Genomic DNA, 18554 nt, shown 5'->3' with positions numbered 1-18554 from the left:
GCGTCATCATCGTATGATTTACTTAGGATTTCACTAGTATGGAGATTTATTATTTATGTACCAAGCCGCTTGTGATTTCAAGTTCGTATCTTCTTCGATCGGGCATTTCTACTTCGTAAGCAAGACGAACCGCGAGCTCGATATCATAGGGGACACGAACAAACTGAATGGATAATCCGGCTGGCACGGAGGAATCCGTTTCTCCTTCTACGATGCAGTAACAGGCTTGTGGATTGCCGTCATAGGGAGTGCCTACACTGCCCACGTTGAAAAGTGTAAGTCCTTGGCACGCAGGTATCGTTGACTCATTTTGGCGCGGACTTTTGATCGTTAATAGATAGGGGATATGAATATCCCCATATCCAATGATGTCGGGCTGCCTTCCATCGAGCGGCGTACCTGTCATCGCTGTGTTCTCAAACACTGCGAGCCGTTCTTCTTTGGAAGCTTTTCGTTTCAATCGGTGAAAGACACTTTGGGCAGATGCATGAAAAAGCCTAATTAACTTTCCGCTCAAACGCACATCGACAGAAAAGGGAAGCTGCTCTAAATAGGCAAGCCGTTCTGCTCCGAGTTGCTCTTGATGCCACTGTCCTGCCGGTAGATCTTGTGGGGATGTAATGCCCAAGTCCCAGTTCCCCTGCACCACATTTTCGCAAACGGCTTTGATGCGGTCTACCGCTTCTGCGGAGCCGGGGCCCTTGCCGACCAGATCACCAAGGCAGATGATGCGTGTGATTTCCCGACGTTTTATATCTTGAAGCACGGCGTCCAGCGCCGGTATATTTCCGTGAATATCAGAGATAATCGCTACGCTATCCAACGAGATTGTATCCTTTCTTAAATCGAGTTTATGTATTTTTCTGATTCTTCTTTTATACCACACCTAGACGATATGAGAAAGTTAGTGACTTTTTACTAATGTCGGAATAGTGTCTGTTCTGCTATAATTTGTAGGGGGAAAGGGGAATGTTCCATTGGAATCCAGATCAGATCGTTATCGTAAACAAAAACAAGAGCGACCGGTTCGCACCAAGACACCGCTCAAAGTAATTGGTGGACTTACACTTGCCGCTGCTGTCTGTTTCGCCATTGGTATAGGTGCTTCCTATCTATCAACACGCAGCGCTCCTGCGGAGGAAGCTCATTCTGCTTCAACAACGCAGCCTACGATTACACCACAACAAACAGCTCAAGTAAATCCGAAGTCAAGCACGCCAGTAAGTCCTCAGCCAACACAAAAGGCAGTTATCGCTGCTCCGTCGCCGAGTGTTTCGGACAAGCCTGCTGAAAGCGGCTCCCAAGTGAAACTTAGCTTTGTAGGAGACGTGCTCCTTGCTTCTAAAGTAGAAGATATTTTGAAGCAAAAAGGCTATGAATACCCTTATACGAATGTATCCGATTTTTTAAGTAAGCCGGATTACACAATTGCAAATCTGGAAACACCCCTAACAACGAGAGGTACGATTCAAAAAAAGGATTATGTGTATCGTTCTTCACCTCAAGCGCTGCCTGCTTTGAAGGCCTCTGGCATCGATATCGTCAATTTGGCGAATAACCATGTCATGGATTATGGAACAGAAGGCTTATTAGATACGATGGCAGCACTCGATCAAGAAGGTGTGAAACGTGTGGGGGCTGGGAAGGATTTGGAAGAGGCCTATCAACCTGTCATTGTAGAGAAGCAGGGAATGAAAATTGCCTTCTTCGGGTTCAGCCACGTTGTTCCAGAAGCTTCTTGGAAAGCAGCTCTCGGGCATCCAGGCGTCGCTGATACTTACAACTACAAACCGCCAGTTGAAGCGATCCAAAAAGCTAAGGAAAAGGCTGATCTTGTCGTCGTCGTTGCCCATTGGGGAATAGAACGTGAAGATCAACCAGACAAAAATCAGAAGGATCTTGCGCATCGTTATATTGATGCAGGAGCTGATCTTGTTGTTGGAGGTCATCCACATGTTCTTCAAGGCTTTGAGTCATATAAGGGCAAGTGGATCGCCTATAGCTTAGGTAATTTTATATTTACAACTAACGATTTTCCAAAAACATGGGAGACGGTTATTTTGGAGGCTGCATGCACCAAAGATAAGAAATGCGATGTACACCTTGTACCGATTCTTACTAAAGGCGCTCTGCCGACACCAATGAATACTGAGGATGGGACCAAGCTGTTTCAGCGCTTGAGCCAAATTTCGATTGGCGCCCGTGTGGATGAGCAAGGCAATCTCACGAAGAAATGAAAAGGGGTGCAGACCATATGAAAGAAACGATTCGTAACATTTATTGTGTAGGACGTAACTATCGCGCACATGCTGCAGAGCTTGGGAATGATGTTCCTGATCAACCGATGATTTTTACGAAACCAACGCATGCTTTAGTTGAGTTGAACGGGGGAGATCTGACGCTTCCTGGTAATCTAGGTGAGATACATTACGAGGCGGAATTGGTTTTGCATATCACGAAGCCTTATACACTAGAGAGTTCAGTGGATGATATCGTTGGTCAATATGCGCTAGGGATTGATTTTACACTGCGGGACGTCCAAAATGTGATTAAGAAAAAAGGGCAGCCCTGGCTTCCTGCCAAAGGGTTTCTAGGATCGGCCCCAATCAGTAAATTTCGTCCTTTTCCCGGTGCCGCTGCACTTGTGTTAACGAATTTCCAACTTCTGCAGAACGGTAATGTTGTTCAAAATGGCAATATTAGCAATATGATTTTCGATCTTCAAACAATTGTTGATTACATAGCAAAGCATTATGGTCTAGGTGTAGGAGATATTATTTATACGGGAACACCAGAAGGTGTAGGGCCTGTTCATAACGGTGATCGCTTGGAGCTGTTATGGGGAGAAGAAGTAGTTGGAGCTGGAACGATTAAAACGGAGGGCTAATGCCTCCGTTTTTTTGTTTTAAGAGATGGTTTTTCACCATGGGTATCCACGTAGGTATCACGTATTTGTAAGATATCCGGAAGCTTATGGAAGAAAACATCTACGACAGCAGGGTCGAAATGCTCGCCCCGTTCAGCTTTGAAAAGCTCAAGGATGCGGTCCAGTTCCCATGCTTTTTTGTATACGCGTTCACTGCCTAATGCATCGAAGACATCGGCAATGGCCGTGATACGGCCAAAGATGTGGATTTCCTCGCCTCGGAGTCCGCGTGGATAGCCGGTTCCGTTCCACTTTTCGTGATGCTCATAAGCAACTGTTGCGGCTGACTGAAGGATGGGCCGTTTGGAGGCTTTGAGTAAATGATAACCGATGACTGTGTGGTTTTGAATTCGGTTGAACTCTTCCTCCGTCAGCTTACCTGGTTTCATGAGAATGGCGTCAGGGATAGCCATTTTACCAATGTCATGCATCGGAGATGCCATTTTGAGTAAAGCAGCCTCTTCGTGACTTAGTCCTAAACCAAGCGCTAGTACATACGAGTATTCAGCTACGCGCTTAACGTGATTTCCAGTCTCTTTGGAGCGGCATTCACCGATTTCACCTATCGTGAAAATGATTTCTTTTTGCGTTTCTTCGATTTCATTCGTAAGCAAAGCAGATTCTAAAGATTTTCCGGCATAGGAGGCTGCCAACGTTAAATACTCCATATCTTTCGCCGAAAACTGCTCGGTAGCAGTCATTTTATTTATGGCTTGGTATGCCCCTATAATTTCACCTTGATTGTTCCGGAAGGGGATAACCATGAGTGCTTTAGTTCGATAACCCGTTTGTTGGTCTGTAAGCAAAGCGCCATTAAGTAAGTAGGGCTGATACTCCTCGTTCGTGTAGGCATCGTCAATGAAAACGGCTTTATCATGAGTAACGGCATAGCCAACTAAACCTGCGGTTTTCGGAATGCGAATTTCATCAAGGCCATGCGCCACTTTGGACCATAACTCATTTTTATTCACATCGAGCAGCCATACCGTGCACCGATCAGAAACAATCATATCCCGGCCCATATCAGCCATGAGCAAAAGTACATGCTCAAGGATGCGCGCACTCGCAATTTTTGCGGCGTAATCAAATATGACGCGCAGCAACTCTTGAGGATCTAGATCTCTTCTGGGGAGAGGCTCTAAATCAAATCGTTCGTGTTCCATGATAGCCTCCTAACGTACCGAACATTATTCTATACATATATTCAGCTTTAGATCGCTAACTTCCTTCTGGATAGGCTGTATTTTTGACTTATTTTGTCGAATAATCGACGAGTGGGAGACAGACATAGAGACGTAATTAGCGCTATGGTATAATTGGAGGGTCATGAAGGAACGGATGAAATGAAAAAATAGGAGTGTTTTGTTTGGAATGGATTTGGGGATTGCTGGGAAGCTTGCTGATTGCAGGAGTTGCTTATTGGAAGGGATCCTTATCTCTATCAGGTACGCTTGCGGCAGTGTTGCTAGGAACAACGATGTTTGCGCTTGGTAGCTTCGCCTGGGCAGGAACGCTGATCGCTTTTTTTATCTCTTCTACTTTGCTTTCCAAGTTTAAGCATAAACGGAAAGCTCGCGCGGAGAGTGGCTATGCGAAAAGCGGCAGAAGAGATGCCGGTCAAGTTGCTGCAAACGGGGGAATTGGCCTGTTATTATGTTTAGGCCATGCATGGCTGCCTCACCCCGCCTGGTGGGCAATATTCGTTGGCGTGATGGCGACTGTGAATGCAGATACATGGGCGACGGAAATCGGCGGGTTAAGTAAAACCGAGCCAAGATCGATCGTCAGTGGTAAGCGAGTGTCTGCTGGTACATCAGGAGGCGTGACGGGATTCGGTTTGCTTGCTTCCCTTCTGGGTGGTCTTTTCATTGGACTCGCTGGGTGGTTATGCAGTCAAATGGGTCAGCTGGAAACAGGAATTAGTTTCTTACCCTTACTTTTACTTGCAGCATTATCCGGTTTGTTGGGATCGCTTATTGATTCATGGCTAGGTGCAACGCTGCAAGTGATGTTCCGCTGTGATGTATGTGGTAGAACGATTGAGAAGCAGGTACACTGTGAACAGCGTGCTAGGCAGGTTCGTGGAATGAGCGGAATGACGAATGATTATGTGAATGCCGTAAGTTCGCTTGCTGGAGGCTTGATCTGTTTGGTGCTTAGTTGCTTTGTTTCGTAGAACGTTTATTCATCTTTACGAGAATACGCTTTATTTAATACCCAAATGAGTAAACCAAGCATGCCAACAACGATGAGAATAGAAAAAACAATTACCGCGATCATGGTGTCAGGCTCCCTTTTTCATAATAGGCAAATATGGTGCCCTATACTATTGTAATTCAGGCAAAGATACAAAACAACCCTGTTTCCTAAGTGGAAGCAGGGTTGTTGACGTTACTAACGCCGTTAAAGATTCAATGAGTTATTCGTTTCTTTGGGTTGCGTTTCGCTACCGTTTTGCTCGATTACCGCAGGTGTAAGAGCTTCTTGCAACTGTTTTTCCAGTTGACGAAGTTTACGCTGAAGCTTGTATTGACGAATCATACCGAATAGGCCAACGATAACACCACCCAATAAAGTAGAAGTCAGAATGACAAGAATTAAGGGTGTGTGCGTTTGACTGAACATGAAATTGACTTGGACGGGTTCAACATTAATTACTGCGAAAACCGCGGTAATTAGGGCAAAGACTAGCGCGCAAATAAGAATCCATTGCATCTTCAACGAAGGTTTCTCCTTTCATGGAGAAAAAGGGTGAAAGGAACCTTCAACCTTTTTCGTACATTTATTTAGTCAGTTCTTCCATTTGGTCGAGCAGCGAGCTGAATACGCTCATCGCTTGCTTGATGGGTTCCGGTGTCGACATATCGACGCCAGCTCGTTTCAAGATGTTCAACGAGTAATCACTACCGCCGCTTTTCAGGAAGCCAAGATAACGATCAACTGCTGGTTGGCCTTCATCCAGGATTTGTTTAGCAAAGCTGGTAGCTGCAGAGAAGCCTGTCGCATATTTGTATACATAGAAACTGTTGTAAAAATGAGGAATGCGCGCCCATTCCATCTCAATGTCTTGATCAACGACCATTGCATCCCCATGATACAATTTATTCAAGCCATAATAGATTTCGCTGAATTCTTGCGGTGTGAGGGAATCACCTTGCTCCGCTTTGTCGTGAGTAATCATTTCAAATTCGGCAAACATCGTTTGACGGAATACGGTTGTACGGAACTGATCCGCGTAATAGGTAAGTAAGTAGAGTTTCTCTTTCGGATCCGTTACGCGCTTCAGCAAGTAATCCATAAGAAGTGCTTCATTTAGCGTGGAAGCCACTTCCGCAAGGAAAATCGTATACTGCGCGTAACGATACGCTTGATTTTCATCTGACAAATATGAATGAATCGCATGACCCATCTCGTGTGTGAGCGTAAACATGCTGTTCAAGTTTTCCTTGTGGTTCAATAATACATAGGGATGCGTACCATATGCGCCCCAACTGTAGGCGCCATTTCGCTTGTTTTGATTCTCATAAATATCGATCCAGTGGTTATCAAAGCCATCTTGAAGAATTTTCAAATAATTATCGCCTAGTGGCTGCAAGCTTTTCTTAATTTCTTCCTTGGCTTGCTGGTATGTAATGTCCATGTTAAACTCTTCCACCAGAGGCGCGAACAGATCGTACATGTGGAGCTCATCAACTTTTAAAAGCTTCTTGCGGAGCTTTAGGTAACGCTGCAGCTCAGGCAAAGAATCATGGATCGTTGAAACCAGATTCGTATATACTTCTTTCTTAATATTGTCGCCAAAGAGGGTAGATTCAAGCACAGAAGGATAGCGACGCGCTTTGGCATAAAAAATGTTTTTATTGATATTCGCGCTAAGGGTAGCTGCGATCGTATTCTTTTGGCTGCGATAAGTCGTATAAACAGCTTCGAATGCATGTTTACGAACTTCCGGGTTGCGGGATTCTAAGAACTGGATGTAGCTGCCGTGCGTAAGCTCGACTTCTTCACCTTTTTCGTTCTTGATTTTAGGGAATTTCAAATCCGCGTTGTTTAACATGCTATAGATGGTGCTTGGTGCTCCAGCCATATTGCCTGCTTGCGCAAGCAGAGCTTCTTGTTCTTTGGTAAGCGTATGGGGCTTCTGACGCATCATTTCCTCTAACGTATCTTTGTAAAAGGATAAAGAAGCATCGGTCACCAACTGCTGCAATTTTTCATCGGATAAGCTTAAAATTTCCGGTGAAATAAAGGAGAGCGCTTCACCGACCTCAACGCTGATCTTCTTAGCTTTATCGGATAAGGCCTGATAGGTAGGTTCTGCTGTGTCCTCATGGTGCTTCATGTTGGCATAAACATAGAGCCTTTCGGTTTTCTGAGAGACATCGTCCTCTAGCTCAAAGCATTGTTTGACGGCTGCCGGCTCACTAAGCTTTCCTTGAAAGGCGCTAATTTTGCTAAGCGAATCCCTTACTTGCTGGAATTCTTGATCCCAAGCCTTCTGATCGGCGAATAAATCCTCCAGATTCCATCGGTGCTCGGCCGATACTTGTTTGCGTTCCAGTACTTGATTCATCGGAGCCCTCCTGTCTTTATATTGAGATTTGGGTAAAGTGATTCCTATCGTGTGCAAATGAACCGCTGGCATGGAGCTATAAAGAAGGCTGATGGCAGCAGTTACACAGATCCAGCGTATAACGGTCACGCTCCTGGCATATCCCCATCGATATCACATGAAATCCATAAGATGGTTTTCACCTAGTATGACCGTTAGCTCATGTATTTATGATTATATGAAAAAGCTGGAAAGAAGTAAATTTACATCCCGACGCCGAAGAAGCTGATCAAAACGAGTACAAAAGAGATAGAGACCATAACTATGGCAAGTAAGGCTAGGTAGCGTTTCATTTGAGGCGGCAGCGAATCTTTTTTCATAATTAAAATGACAGCAAGACAAAAAGATACGAGAATAAAGGTCAATATCGAACCGGAATCGGTCATTTAAAAACATCCTATCAGCTTAGAATATGGTGAGCTAAATGGTATCACCTAAATAACTTTCGCTGTTTGCCGGCGAATTCCTTTTTGTTAGCCAGCATGCTTCATCGTACCGTCTGGATTTTCCCCGTCCTCGACTTTGACCAACATGAGTTTACCTCGGGAATCCATTTTAACGGTGAACCGATCCTCAGGCTCAATTTGCGCTTCGTCGCTCAATTCTTTTGGTAAAGTTAACTGACCCCGCTCCCCCACCTCTACGAGATAGCCGACCATTTTGCTCCATTTACCAGCAGCGAGAACTACGACAATAAGTAATCCGATTAAGAGCCATTTTGCGAATGGGTTGGATTCAAAATAAGGAGTTAGAAACTTCTCTCCAGTAATCATTTTTCCTGCTGTAAGTACGAGTACACCTGATCCGATATATATGATCCATGGGTAAGTTTCAATCCATTTAATGAACAAGGTGCTTCCCCATACTACGATAGGTACGCTAACCATCAGACCGATAATGACTAACCAGAAATTTCCGTGGGCTGCGCCAGCAACCGCGATAACATTATCGAGACCCATGACTGCATCTGCGATGATAATTGTACGAATAGCAGCCCACATACTATCCTTGGCTTGAACTTGTTCATGATTTTTCTTATCTGTGAGCAACTTGTAAGAAATCCAGAGCAGCAGGAGTCCTCCGGCTAGTAACAAGCCAGGGATTTTCAAAAGGCTGACGACAATAACCGTTGCGAAAGCGCGAATAACGATAGCGCCTACAGTCCCCCAGAGAATTACTTTCTTTTGAGTTTCTTTCTTCAGATTTCGAGCGGCCATACCGATGACAATCGCGTTATCCCCTGCAAGAACCAAATCAATGAGGATGATACTTAATAATGAGACCAAAAAACCAGTTGATAACCAATCCATACTCAACACTCCCTTTACTTTTTTGAAAAAAATAGAGCCTAACACCGTTTTGCGGTGAAGGCTCTATTTCATCAAAAAAGACCTTCACCAATAAAATTGGCAAAGGTCTTGCTAACAACGTTGTCGTTGCCAATAAAGCCGGGATCTGATGAGGATCCGAATTGACGACTTTACTGTACCAGCTACTCCCCTTTGGAGTGGAAACTATGCGTTTATGTCATCATTATAAGGACATAACAAACTTAAAGTCAAGGCTATTCCCAAAAAAAGAAGCTAGACTTGTTTGAAAGCATCCATAATAGCTTGCCATTCTTCCTCAGTACCCTCGAAACTATCCTTAGGGAATTTTTCAGTTGCCCACTGCATCATGGCAGGTCGGCCGATGAATGTGTGACATTCTTCTCCCCACTGATCTGTAATCTCTGTCAGGACGATCTTGGTGCCTTGAACTTCGACATTAATCATGTTCCATTTGTCTTTTTTGTAGATAACGTGTTTTTTAAATCCTTGATTTGACAATGAATATTCCTCATTTCTATTTAATTGGGGCAAGTTGGGGACAGATAGGGACGCTCATTGAAAGTTTCACGTCACCTTCATCAGCCTTTTTACATCATGATCGTAGGTGTACATCGTAGTGTTAATGTTAGAATGTCCCAGACGAAAGGATATTACAGAGGCATGAACGCCTTTTATTAAACAATGACGCTGAAGCGTGTTTAGGTCTGTGAAGTCTAGTGAAACTCAATTTCAAAACCGCAGTCTTTATGTATTTTACCATATTGGTTAGCATTTCGGGCATAGCAAGTTTTCGGACTGAAGAAAAATTTTGCTTCCAAATAGCCCCCTCGTTAAAGTGTACATGTTTCTGTGAAAGCTCGCAAATCGATTGTAACCGATGAACCCGGGAAAATGTAAAGAGGCCTAGAGAAAGAGGGTTGCACGGAGTCAATTATGATGATAAAATCCTCCTAATCCTTTCCATAGGGGAAGGGTGAAGTGGCGGTAGCGCCTCAAAAATATAAGAGCAGAGCAGAGGAGAGATTAGGATGGAACCAAAGCGCGTATATGAACAGGCAGGGGTCGCAATGACTTCAAGATCTTATGTGGAGTATGAGAAAATGTTTGTGTTGGACTCCAAGCATTTACAAGGAAAACGAGTCTTAGATGTAGCAGGGGGCGCTTCGTCCTTTACGGTTGAGGCTAGAGAAAAAGGGATCTTTGCAGAAGCGGCCGACCCCCTCTATAGTAAATCGCCGGAAGAGATTGCTAGACATGGTAGAGATGAGATTGAAATTGTCGCGTCAAAAATGGAGAAATTGGTTGAGGTGTATAACTGGGAGTTCTATGGCTCTGTGGAACAACACAAAGCAGCACGGGTGGAAAGTCTTACGCGATTTACTGAGGATTACGCCAGTCGCGATTCAGCCTCTAGATATCACAGGGCGCTATTGCCGGAACTTCCTTTTCCTGATGGGGCGTTTGACCTCGTTCTTTGCAGCCATTTTCTTTTTTTATATGAAGAACAGTTCGATGATGCCTTCCATTTAGCGGCCATTCAGGAGCTGCTGCGCGTGTGTAAACCGGGCGGGGAATTACGCATCTATCCACTGCTTAATTTCCATACAAACGAGTACGCTGGCATGCAAAAATTATTGGACGAATTGACATTATTGGGGCATTTAGCTGTGAAAAAGGATGCGGATCTGCCTTTTCTGCCAAATTCACAGCATTATTTGGTTATTGACAAGTCCATTTGCGCATGATTCCAAAACATTGAAGTATTCTCTAATTTTAGTGGTTTTATACGTATTCTTCGTTGATTTATAGAGCTGTTGGTGATATAATTTTGGTATTCGCCACAGATGGCGATATTTTTAGGAGGTTGTTCATTTGAAAGGTACAGTTAAATGGTTTAACGCAGAAAAAGGCTACGGATTCATTTCAGTTGATGGTGGAGACGACGTTTTTGTACATTTCTCCGCAATCCAAGGCGATGGCTTCAAAACACTAGAAGAAGGCCAAGCAGTAGAGTTTGATATTACTCAAGGTAACCGCGGCCCTCAAGCAGCTAACGTCACCAAATTATAAGAATTTGGGGTTTCCCACTTATAAATAGAGTGTCATAGCACAAACAACAAAAGACAGCATCCGAAGTACTCGGATCTGTCTTTTTTGCTTTTCTCCTTTGACCGAAACTACGCCGAATGGTAAACTAAAGTGGCAAAATGATGAAGGGGAGCGTTTCGACGATGAAATTTAAATTATTTAAAGACCGTAAAGGAAAAGCCGATCAGGCCAAAAATAATCAGTTTGTGAAGTTAGGGCGCGAGATCTATGTAGCGGCTCGTAAAGGGGGAACTAACCCTGATGCCAATTATGCGTTGAAAACGGCGATTAGTAATGCTCGTCAAGTACAGATGCCTAATGATAATATTGAGCGTGCAATTAAGAAAGCTAGCGGTGATGGCGATGGCGTGGAATATGAGGAAATTTTCTATGAAGGGTACGGACCTGGTGGTGTAGCCATTATGGTGAAGTGCTTAACGGACAATCGCAATCGTTCTGCGGCTGATGTTCGCGCAGTATTTAATAAACGTGGCGGGAACATGGGCGAATCAGGCTGTGTATCCTATATGTTTGATGAGAAAGGTATTTTGGTGCTTGATCGGGAAGAGTTAGAAGTAGAAGAGGACGAGCTAATGATGCAAGTGTTGGAGGCTGGAGCTGAAGATCTGTCTACTTCTGAAGATAATTATGAAATTATCGCGCACCCGCACGAATTTGAAACTGTGAAGAATGGGCTTGAAAAGCAAGGTTTCAAATTTAGCTCAGCAGCCGTACGTTGGATTCCACAAAATACCGTGTTGGTAGAAGGCGAAAACGCAGAAAAGCTCCTGAAAATGATGGATGCTTTTGAAGATAATGATGATGTTCAAGATGTATTTGCAAACTTCGAAATCAGTGAAGAAGAGATGCAGCGTATAGGTTAACAGGAATAGCGAGGCTGTGTTCTAGCAAGTAAAGGAACTAGAATCGTAGGGAGCCAAACAGAAGAAACATGTACAATCTTGCCTTAGAGAGCCTAAAGAACATAGAGAAAGGAGCTGTCAACGACAGCTCCTTTCTCTATGACTTTTATGGCCTAGTCGATGATTTGAAGAATTTCATCGATTTCTTTACGAGCTAGTTTACCAGGACGTTCCTTTGGATACCCGAGTGAGATGACCATATTGATTTGACATTCTTCTGGAATGTCAAGAAATTCCCGAATTTGATCTTGGGCTAAGAGAACGGGACCCGTCATCGGACAAGTAGCCAAACCTCTTGCGTGCGCAGCGAGCATGAGGTTCTGAGAAGCAAGGCAAGAACTCTTAATGCCTTCTTCCGCCCAAACAGCATCATCCACAAGCTCAATCGGATCAAAGATTCGGTCACGGAACTTAGATGCATATGGGGTAGCTAAGCAAATGATTAGCACTGGCGCGTCAGAGAAAGCGGTAGCATAAGGGCCAAAAGATCTTACAAGCATACGTGCTTCTTTAGAGAGTCCACGCTGTTCAGCCTCGGCGGCTCTGAGGTGAAGCTGATCCCAAGTCAACTGCTCAATGTGTTTAATCTTTTCTTTATTTCTTATGGCAATAAACTGCCAAGTCTGTGAATTCGTATCACTTGGCGCATAGCGGGCGCAGTCGATAATCTCACGAATATCTTCGGTAGCGACCTCTTGCTCTGTAAAATTACGCACACTACGACGATCTAGTACAATGTTTTTGAAATCTTCATAATTCATAAGAAAATGTTACCTGCCTTTACTTCTCAGTTTATAAGAAAGAGGGAGTCCTTTGTCACTTGGTACTAAGACTTTATCCTTATTATATGTCAGTTGCTACTGCAGCACAACCGTATCGCCAACGCTGAGTCCTTTAACGACTTCTGTCTTCTCAGGCGTTTCCATGCCAATCTCGATTTCGCGTCGTTCTGTCCCCTGGCCTGTTTGAAGCATAACGTAGTAGGATTCCTTTTCATGTAACACCGCTAGAGTAGGAACAACGAGGACTCCCTGTTTTTTTTCAGTTTCGATTGTTCCAGAGAGGCTAAGTCCTGCGATTAATTGGTCATTCGGTTCTAATGAAATGGTAACCTCGAATTGAGCGGAGCCGGAGCCCTGTTCAGTGCCAGACTTGGCGAACTTAGAAACTTTCTCAACTTTACCTTGAAGCTTGGTTTGTTTTAATGCGTCAACTTTTACTTGTACGCCCATGTCGGGTTTAATTCGGAATACGTCAAATTCACTGACTGTGCAAACAAGCTTTAGTTTGGATAAATCAACGATTTTACCGATTCGTACGCTTTCCTCAACAGATTGAGGGATTTTCGCGGAATCTTCAAATAAAAAGATGCCGTCCTCTGGAGCGGCGTAAGCAGCCTGCCCAACCTTTTCCTGTTTCTTTGCTAACTGAAGCTGAATCGCTTCATTGTTGACACCGTTCAATTGTTCTTGAATTTTTCGACCTTCGGTTTCTGCATAACGAAGTCTCGCTTCAGCCTCACTAACGGAGGAAGCTCCTGCAAGCGAAGGATCGACTGTTGAACCTGCTGCTTTAAAGTTAGATAAATCTGTTTCTAGCTTTTGTTTCTTAAGGCTTGTTTGCAAATTGGCAATCTCACTTTTCAAAGGTGTTGCATCTAGCTCGAACATCAACTCGCCTTTTTTTATTTGTGAGCCCTCCACAACGTTCCACTTTTTAATCTCACCATTGAATGGCGCATAAATGCGTGTTTCTTTTTGGTAAGCAGATTTTCCTTTTACCTCTACGCTATTAACTAAATCTTCTTGGGTAACTTTAAATTGTAGAGCTGAGTTAGCTGCTCCATTTGCATCTAGATTACGCGTTTGCTTGGGATGGCTTGATAGGTATAAGATTCCGCTAATCCCACACACAACAACGACTGCCGCGATTAGCCCCCATGTTTTCTTTTTCTTCATTTCCAGTTATCTCCTATTCTCGTTTTATCGCCGTTAAGGCATCTGTTCGGGAAGCTTTAACAGCTGGATAAAGTCCGGATAGCACACCTGTCATGATTGCGAAGAACATGCCCACAGGGAGAATCCATAAGCTGATGAACAAGATTTCTGCGTTCTCACCGCTGTTATTAGAACCAAATTTAATAATAATTAAGTTTATTCCCCATATAACCCAATAGGACAATAGAATGCCTACGAATCCTCCCAGCATGCCGAGCAGCGATGATTCGACAATAAACATGTTGCGGATTTGTTTTAAATTTGCGCCCAATACTTTCATAATCCCGATTTGCCTACGGCGCTGATGCGTAGACATCGTCATGGCCACTACAATGGAGATGGACGCGACGAGTAGAACGAAAAGACCAATTCCGGTTAGAAGTAAACGCACAATGGCGAATTGACCTTTCATGCGATCCTCTTGATACAGATTGGATTGACTGGTTAGACGCAATTTCTTAATGAGATCATCTACTTCTTTGACATGGGAGCTACTATCGACCTTCACTCGCACCGATGAATAGTTAACGCGTCCATTTCCAGAAGATTTATTCATTAACTCGAGTATTTTACGACCCATGTCGGGTGAAACGTAGGCTGTTTTATTTCCTTGTACCATAGAGTCAGGTAGCCCTTCTGGTTTTTTCAGTATACCTGTAACTCGAAAAGTAATTTCGGGTTGCCTTATGGTTGTGCTTTTGCTGCCAGTGGCTGAGGGTTGATTGTCAGCGTTACTAAATTTCACAAGAAGCTGTTTTTGCAAGAGTGGGTAAAGCATCGTATTCATCTTTGTTAACGTTTCTTCCATTTCCTTGCTCGAATTTTGCTTATACAGCTTGGAACGAACCTGCTGAGTCTTTTCATCCATCAATCCCATGGTAGAGCCGTAGCTCACGACTATACTGTTATCGTTCTCGGTGATGCCGCCCTGCTGAAACTTATTGTCGAAGGCGACTAAAGTATTGAGTTCGGTAGCGATTAGATTAAAATAGCTCTGTTTCCCGTCATCTACAGTAAATTGGAAGTTTCCCAATTCTTGAAAGCTGGCAACTGACTTGACGTGAGGAAACGTGCGAATTAGATCAAGCTTGGCCGCTGTTATTTTACCTTGGCCGCTGGGATCATCTGGTTGGTCCTGAATTGTTATTTCATCTGTCTTCAAGTAAAAGCTCATTTGCTTCTGGCTGTAATGCTGGATGGATTCACCGAATCCTAACGCAACCATAATGGAAGCAGAGCCAATTGCAATGCCTACCGTGCAAAGCGCTGTAACGACTTTTCGGCGCTGCAATTGATCCCAGCCAAGGCGAATATAATCCTTAAGTTTCATCCTGTGGCGTCCTCCTGATGACCGTCTTCAAGCAAATAGCCGTCGCGTAGCTGTAAAATGCGCTGTGTTCGACAAGCGACTTCATGCTCATGCGTGACGATGACGAAGGTAATGCCAGAATTTTGATTCAAATCGATAAGGAGATCGATAATCTCCTTTTCTGTTTTCGTATCCAGGTTACCTGTAGGCTCATCCGCAAACACGATAGCTGGTTTAGTGATAAGTGAGCGTGCGATACTAACACGCTGCTGCTGCCCTCCGGACAACTGTGAAGGGAATAGTTCGGATTTGTCGCCGATACGCACTTGCCCAAGTAAGGTCATGGCTCTTTCTTTGCGTTCTTTACTGTTGATGCTTTGAAACACTAACGGAAGCTCGACGTTCTCACGTACGGTTAAATGAGGGATTAATTCATAAGATTGAAAAATAAATCCGATGTGCGTCCTGCGAAACTCGGCTAAACGGTTTTCATTCATCTGCTCAATGGCTTTACCTGCGATTAGAATGCTTCCCTTGGTCGGTTTCATCAAACCTGCCATTAAGTTCAAAAGTGTAGATTTCCCCGAGCCAGAGCTACCGAGTAGAGCGACCATTTCTCCTTGCTCCACTCGGAAATTAAGCTCATGAAGGACGGGCGTATCTTCCTGGCCTGTGCGGAAGCTGTGAGACAACCGTTCAACGGCTAACACACGATCATCCCTTTCTTTTATGAATTCACTTTTCCTGCTGAGATTCCATCATCACTTTGCAGCAAGTGGGTTCCTAGAAAACCAATTGCCGCCAGCAAAGATAGGCCTGCCCCGAGGAAATAAACGGTGCTGCCGCCCCATACATCATAAATCCAACCTCCAAACATTCCACTGATTAATCCTGCTACGCAAGACCATGCGACAGCGAAAATGGCCTGCCCTGAGGATCGATACTCGTCGGGTATGATTTGCTGGATATAGCGGATTGCGGTAAATAAAAATATTCCGAAGGTCACACTGTGCAAGAGCTGTACGAGTAAGACCCAACCCGGATCTTGAACGAACCCCATAATAACGAAACGAACGGTGTAAGCAATCCCTGCAAAAGCGAGCAGCGGCAATTCTTTGAATCGATGACCGTATTTGCTGAGTAAGAAAAACATCGGGATCTCACTTAGCGCTGAAGTCATCCAAGCATACCCAATTAAGGAATCCGATGCCCCAAGTTGTCTCATATACAAGGCAAGGAAGCCATCATTGAAACGATGAGAGACGGCCATAACAATGATTAACACGAGGAACCAAATAAATTTTTTGGATCTCACAATGTTCAGCATCCCGCCCAATTCCATCTTTTTTCCACCTTGTCGGGCGTCTTTAAGCAAGAAGGTGATTACTAACGTGCAGCTGATGGTTAAAATACAAAGAATTGGCGTTAATCCTGTTCCATAGTGTCTTAATATCAGACCAAAACCACCTGCTGACACGGCGAAGCCTATGGAGCCCCATATTCGGAAGGAGGCGTAACTTTTGCCACTATGACTGACGCTTAACATCAATTGGCTGTCATTAAGGGAATTTACCGGTTGCTGAAAAAAGAAAAACATCGCTAAACATATGTACAACAGGGAGAACCATCCAGATGTGAACACAAGAATGGCTGTGACCAGCTGCCCACAAATGAGGATTATCATTATTTTCTTTACCGTCTGGAAACGGTCGCTCAAATAACCCCACAGCAGGTTCGTAGCAATCCCGATAAGCGGTCCGATGGCGTAGAGCAGCCCGATCTGAATCTTTGTATAGCCTTTGTAATCAAAGTAAAGCGGGAAGAACGTGACGACAATGCCCATTGTCATATAAAAGGAAAACGTGAACAATTTTAAGATCAGATCATGGGACTTCGTAGTAATAGACGTTTGCATTGATCCTTATCACTCGCTTTCCTCATCATTTTTTTGAAGAGAGATTTTGTTCTTGCTCATTTGCTGTCCTTTTAAGAACATATAAGACGACAAGAAGCTCAGCAAGCATACCGACAGATTGTGCTAAAGCACCAATTTTGCCGTTCCAGCCTGGAGTCAACAGGATCGTTGTAACCAGCGTGAGAATCGTTACTATAGCGTTTGCAGATTGTGAAGCAACCATGACTTTTGTTTGGCCTCTTAGCATTATAATACCGTTCATATAATCAAGCCATGGAAATACAAGCGTCATTATCATAAAGATCCGCAGCGTACTTAAACTGGCACGCATCAGTTCTGCATTTACCCCCATCACATGGGTCATGAACAGGGGACCTAACGAAGTGTAGCCGAGTATCCCTATTAACGTTCCGGGTATGAAACTAAGGAGTAGAGAAAAACGAAAAACCATTGACGAGTCTTTGCGATAGAAATTCAGTACGATTTGATGGATATATGAAAAAAAGCTCATTACGAGTTGAGTTAAACTCCCCGCAATAGCAAACGAAGCAATAGCCAAATGAATATGTGTTGTTTTACCGAGCATTGCATTGATCGCAGGACCAATGATGACAGCAATGATTGAAGAATATAAAAGTGGCTTATAGAAGTTGAAAATTTGCTGCTTGGTTTCTATCGGATGTTCTTTTGCTTTCTCAGGAATAGCTTTACGCAGCAAAGAGGTACCTTCCCAAATCGCTACCGCTGCTTCAATGATCATCCCCACGAGGAAAATGATAGCTCCAACACGTCCGCTGGAAACATTATTCGTCGTGATGAAATAGAGAGATAATAAGTACATGGCAGCGAGTCTGATGCACATCCCGATGGTCAGCCATTTGGTTCGCATATTAAAAATAATGATGCCGTGAAATAAACAACGTAATCCAGAGAAAATGCTGACATACATGAGAATCCGGTAGACGCTGATCGTGGCAGCTAACAACTCGCGTTCAACACCAAAAAAATAAAGAAACACCCATTCTCCAACAGGTGTATAACAAAGAATAAGGCCTATTAGGATGATACAAGCGAAAACGTACGAGCTGACGGCTCCCATTGCACGAAAGGATATTCGATCTCTTACTAACGCTGAGCACGTTTGTCTGAGAAGAACGACTGGTTTCTCCGTTAAGCCAAGAAGGCTTAATGGCAGTGCATACGTAGCGATGACCACTTCAGGATTGGCGGCTCTGGCAAGCGTACTGTTAATAATAACATGCGAGAGCGTAACTAGGGTCGCGGAAAGGCCTAGGGGCAGAAAAAAGAAGAGGAGCTGTTTCCATGTGAGCGGTACTTTTTGCGTCGTAGCGGACATCTTAATCTCTCCTTCGCTAACTTCCCTTTACAAAACATTAATTAAGTATAGCAGAAAATGAAATCAGGTTGACATACAATTTTAACTGGAATCCGA

The 18554-nt window shown here is 43.9% G+C and carries 19 protein-coding genes; 6 read left to right on the top strand and 13 right to left on the bottom strand.

From position 1 onward, the window contains the following. Nucleotides 1-49: 49 nt before the first annotated feature. Nucleotides 50-823: a metallophosphoesterase family protein gene (locus tag GK047_RS22460; protein WP_163951929.1), complete on the bottom strand. Its 774-nt coding sequence runs from the start codon at nt 821-823 to the stop codon at nt 50-52. 154 nt (nt 824-977) lie between these two features. On the opposite strand from GK047_RS22460, the gene GK047_RS22455 reads away from it, so the two are divergent. Together GK047_RS22455 and GK047_RS22450 are read left to right on the top strand one after the other, a co-directional pair. Beyond that, a complete protein-coding gene (locus GK047_RS22455; RefSeq protein WP_205516917.1) occupies nt 978-2237 on the top strand; it encodes a CapA family protein in 1260 nt (419 codons plus the stop codon). 17 nt (nt 2238-2254) lie between these two features. After that, nucleotides 2255-2887: a fumarylacetoacetate hydrolase family protein gene (locus GK047_RS22450; protein WP_163951927.1), complete on the top strand. Its 633-nt coding sequence runs from the start codon at nt 2255-2257 to the stop codon at nt 2885-2887. Here the strand turns inward: GK047_RS22450 and GK047_RS22445 are convergent. After that, nucleotides 2884-4089, bottom strand: coding sequence for an HD domain-containing phosphohydrolase (locus GK047_RS22445; protein WP_163951925.1), 1206 nt, complete (start codon nt 4087-4089; stop codon nt 2884-2886). The genes GK047_RS22450 and GK047_RS22445 overlap by 4 nt on opposite strands. 203 nt (nt 4090-4292) lie before the next feature. On the opposite strand from GK047_RS22445, the gene GK047_RS22440 reads away from it, so the two are divergent. Beyond that, nucleotides 4293-5102 carry a DUF92 domain-containing protein gene (locus GK047_RS22440; protein WP_205516916.1) on the top strand — a complete coding sequence of 270 codons (810 nt, stop codon included), beginning with the start codon at nt 4293-4295 and terminating at the stop codon, nt 5100-5102. A 227-nt stretch (nt 5103-5329) separates the two neighbouring features. On the opposite strand, the gene GK047_RS22435 is transcribed toward GK047_RS22440, so the two are convergent. The 5 genes from GK047_RS22435 to GK047_RS22415 form a co-directional block, all read right to left on the bottom strand. After that, the gene (locus GK047_RS22435) at nt 5330-5647 is read right to left on the bottom strand and encodes a LapA family protein (RefSeq protein ID WP_240344097.1); all 318 of its coding nucleotides are present in this window, start codon (nt 5645-5647) and stop codon (nt 5330-5332) included. A 61-nt stretch (nt 5648-5708) separates the two neighbouring features. Then, a complete protein-coding gene (gene pepF / locus GK047_RS22430) occupies nt 5709-7499 on the bottom strand; it encodes an oligoendopeptidase F (protein WP_163951921.1) in 1791 nt (596 codons plus the stop codon). Nucleotides 7500-7741: 242 nt separating this feature from the next. After that, nucleotides 7742-7924, bottom strand: coding sequence for a hypothetical protein (locus GK047_RS22425; RefSeq protein WP_163951919.1), 183 nt, complete (start codon nt 7922-7924; stop codon nt 7742-7744). Between the two features lie 87 nt (nt 7925-8011). Further along, nucleotides 8012-8848, bottom strand: a complete 837-nt coding sequence (locus GK047_RS22420) for a TerC family protein (RefSeq protein ID WP_163951917.1) — start codon at nt 8846-8848, stop codon at nt 8012-8014. 273 nt (nt 8849-9121) lie between these two features. Next, entirely contained in the window at nt 9122-9313 is a 192-nt protein-coding gene (locus GK047_RS22415; RefSeq protein WP_163951915.1) for a hypothetical protein, read from the bottom strand. 584 nt (nt 9314-9897) lie between these two features. Here GK047_RS22415 and GK047_RS22410 point away from each other — a divergent pair. The 3 genes from GK047_RS22410 (at nt 9898) to GK047_RS22400 (ending at nt 11841) form a co-directional block, all read left to right on the top strand. After that, nucleotides 9898-10614, top strand: a complete 717-nt coding sequence (locus GK047_RS22410; RefSeq protein WP_163951913.1) for a class I SAM-dependent methyltransferase — start codon at nt 9898-9900, stop codon at nt 10612-10614. A 127-nt stretch (nt 10615-10741) separates the two neighbouring features. Further along, nucleotides 10742-10939, top strand: coding sequence for a cold shock domain-containing protein (locus tag GK047_RS22405; RefSeq protein WP_163951911.1), 198 nt, complete (start codon nt 10742-10744; stop codon nt 10937-10939). Nucleotides 10940-11100: 161 nt separating this feature from the next. Then, a complete protein-coding gene (locus GK047_RS22400; RefSeq protein WP_163951909.1) occupies nt 11101-11841 on the top strand; it encodes a YebC/PmpR family DNA-binding transcriptional regulator in 741 nt (246 codons plus the stop codon). A 152-nt stretch (nt 11842-11993) separates the two neighbouring features. Here the strand turns inward: GK047_RS22400 and GK047_RS22395 are convergent, their stop codons facing one another. The 6 genes from GK047_RS22395 to GK047_RS22370 form a co-directional block, all read right to left on the bottom strand. Then, on the bottom strand, nt 11994-12641 hold the full coding sequence (locus GK047_RS22395; RefSeq protein ID WP_163951907.1) for a nitroreductase family protein: 648 nt from the start codon (nt 12639-12641) through the stop codon (nt 11994-11996). Between the two features lie 96 nt (nt 12642-12737). Beyond that, nucleotides 12738-13838 (bottom strand): efflux RND transporter periplasmic adaptor subunit, encoded by a 1101-nt coding sequence (locus GK047_RS22390; protein ID WP_163951906.1) that lies wholly within the window; start codon nt 13836-13838, stop codon nt 12738-12740. Nucleotides 13839-13851: 13 nt separating this feature from the next. Then, nucleotides 13852-15207, bottom strand: a complete 1356-nt coding sequence (locus GK047_RS22385; RefSeq protein WP_163951904.1) for an ABC transporter permease — start codon at nt 15205-15207, stop codon at nt 13852-13854. After that, on the bottom strand, nt 15204-15896 hold the full coding sequence (locus tag GK047_RS22380; protein WP_163951902.1) for an ATP-binding cassette domain-containing protein: 693 nt from the start codon (nt 15894-15896) through the stop codon (nt 15204-15206). Before GK047_RS22380 ends, GK047_RS22385 begins: the two co-directional genes overlap by 4 nt. Before the next feature lie 17 nt (nt 15897-15913). Continuing rightward, a complete protein-coding gene (locus tag GK047_RS22375) occupies nt 15914-17101 on the bottom strand; it encodes an MFS transporter (RefSeq protein WP_163951900.1) in 1188 nt (395 codons plus the stop codon). Between the two features lie 25 nt (nt 17102-17126). Beyond that, nucleotides 17127-18458 (bottom strand): multi antimicrobial extrusion protein MatE, encoded by a 1332-nt coding sequence (locus tag GK047_RS22370; protein WP_163951898.1) that lies wholly within the window; start codon nt 18456-18458, stop codon nt 17127-17129. Nucleotides 18459-18554: the final 96 nt, after the last annotated feature.

This window comes from Paenibacillus sp. SYP-B3998 (genome assembly GCF_010820665.1).
Lineage (GTDB): Bacteria > Bacillota > Bacilli > Paenibacillales > NBRC-103111 > Paenibacillus_E.
Note: the sequence above shows the minus strand (reverse complement) of the source record. Positions and strands in the feature narration are given on the sequence as shown.

What these genes read in the sequence shown, in the direction of transcription:
- GK047_RS22450 (WP_163951927.1), top strand. Translation starts at nt 2,255, where the DNA reads ATGAAAGAAACGATTCGTAACATTTATTGTGTAGGACGTAACTATCGC.
- GK047_RS22445 (WP_163951925.1), bottom strand. Translation starts at nt 4,089, where the DNA reads ATGGAACACGAACGATTTGATTTAGAGCCTCTCCCCAGAAGAGATCTA.
- pepF (WP_163951921.1), bottom strand. Translation starts at nt 7,499, where the DNA reads ATGAATCAAGTACTGGAACGCAAACAAGTATCGGCCGAGCACCGATGG.
- GK047_RS22425 (WP_163951919.1), bottom strand. Translation starts at nt 7,924, where the DNA reads ATGACCGATTCCGGTTCGATATTGACCTTTATTCTCGTATCTTTTTGT.
- GK047_RS22420 (WP_163951917.1), bottom strand. Translation starts at nt 8,848, where the DNA reads ATGGATTGGTTATCAACTGGTTTTTTGGTCTCATTATTAAGTATCATC.
- GK047_RS22415 (WP_163951915.1), bottom strand. Translation starts at nt 9,313, where the DNA reads ATGATTAATGTCGAAGTTCAAGGCACCAAGATCGTCCTGACAGAGATT.
- GK047_RS22410 (WP_163951913.1), top strand. Translation starts at nt 9,898, where the DNA reads ATGGAACCAAAGCGCGTATATGAACAGGCAGGGGTCGCAATGACTTCA.
- GK047_RS22400 (WP_163951909.1), top strand. Translation starts at nt 11,101, where the DNA reads ATGAAATTTAAATTATTTAAAGACCGTAAAGGAAAAGCCGATCAGGCC.
- GK047_RS22395 (WP_163951907.1), bottom strand. Translation starts at nt 12,641, where the DNA reads ATGAATTATGAAGATTTCAAAAACATTGTACTAGATCGTCGTAGTGTG.
- GK047_RS22390 (WP_163951906.1), bottom strand. Translation starts at nt 13,838, where the DNA reads ATGAAGAAAAAGAAAACATGGGGGCTAATCGCGGCAGTCGTTGTTGTG.
- GK047_RS22385 (WP_163951904.1), bottom strand. Translation starts at nt 15,207, where the DNA reads ATGAAACTTAAGGATTATATTCGCCTTGGCTGGGATCAATTGCAGCGC.
- GK047_RS22375 (WP_163951900.1), bottom strand. Translation starts at nt 17,101, where the DNA reads ATGCAAACGTCTATTACTACGAAGTCCCATGATCTGATCTTAAAATTG.
- GK047_RS22370 (WP_163951898.1), bottom strand. Translation starts at nt 18,458, where the DNA reads ATGTCCGCTACGACGCAAAAAGTACCGCTCACATGGAAACAGCTCCTC.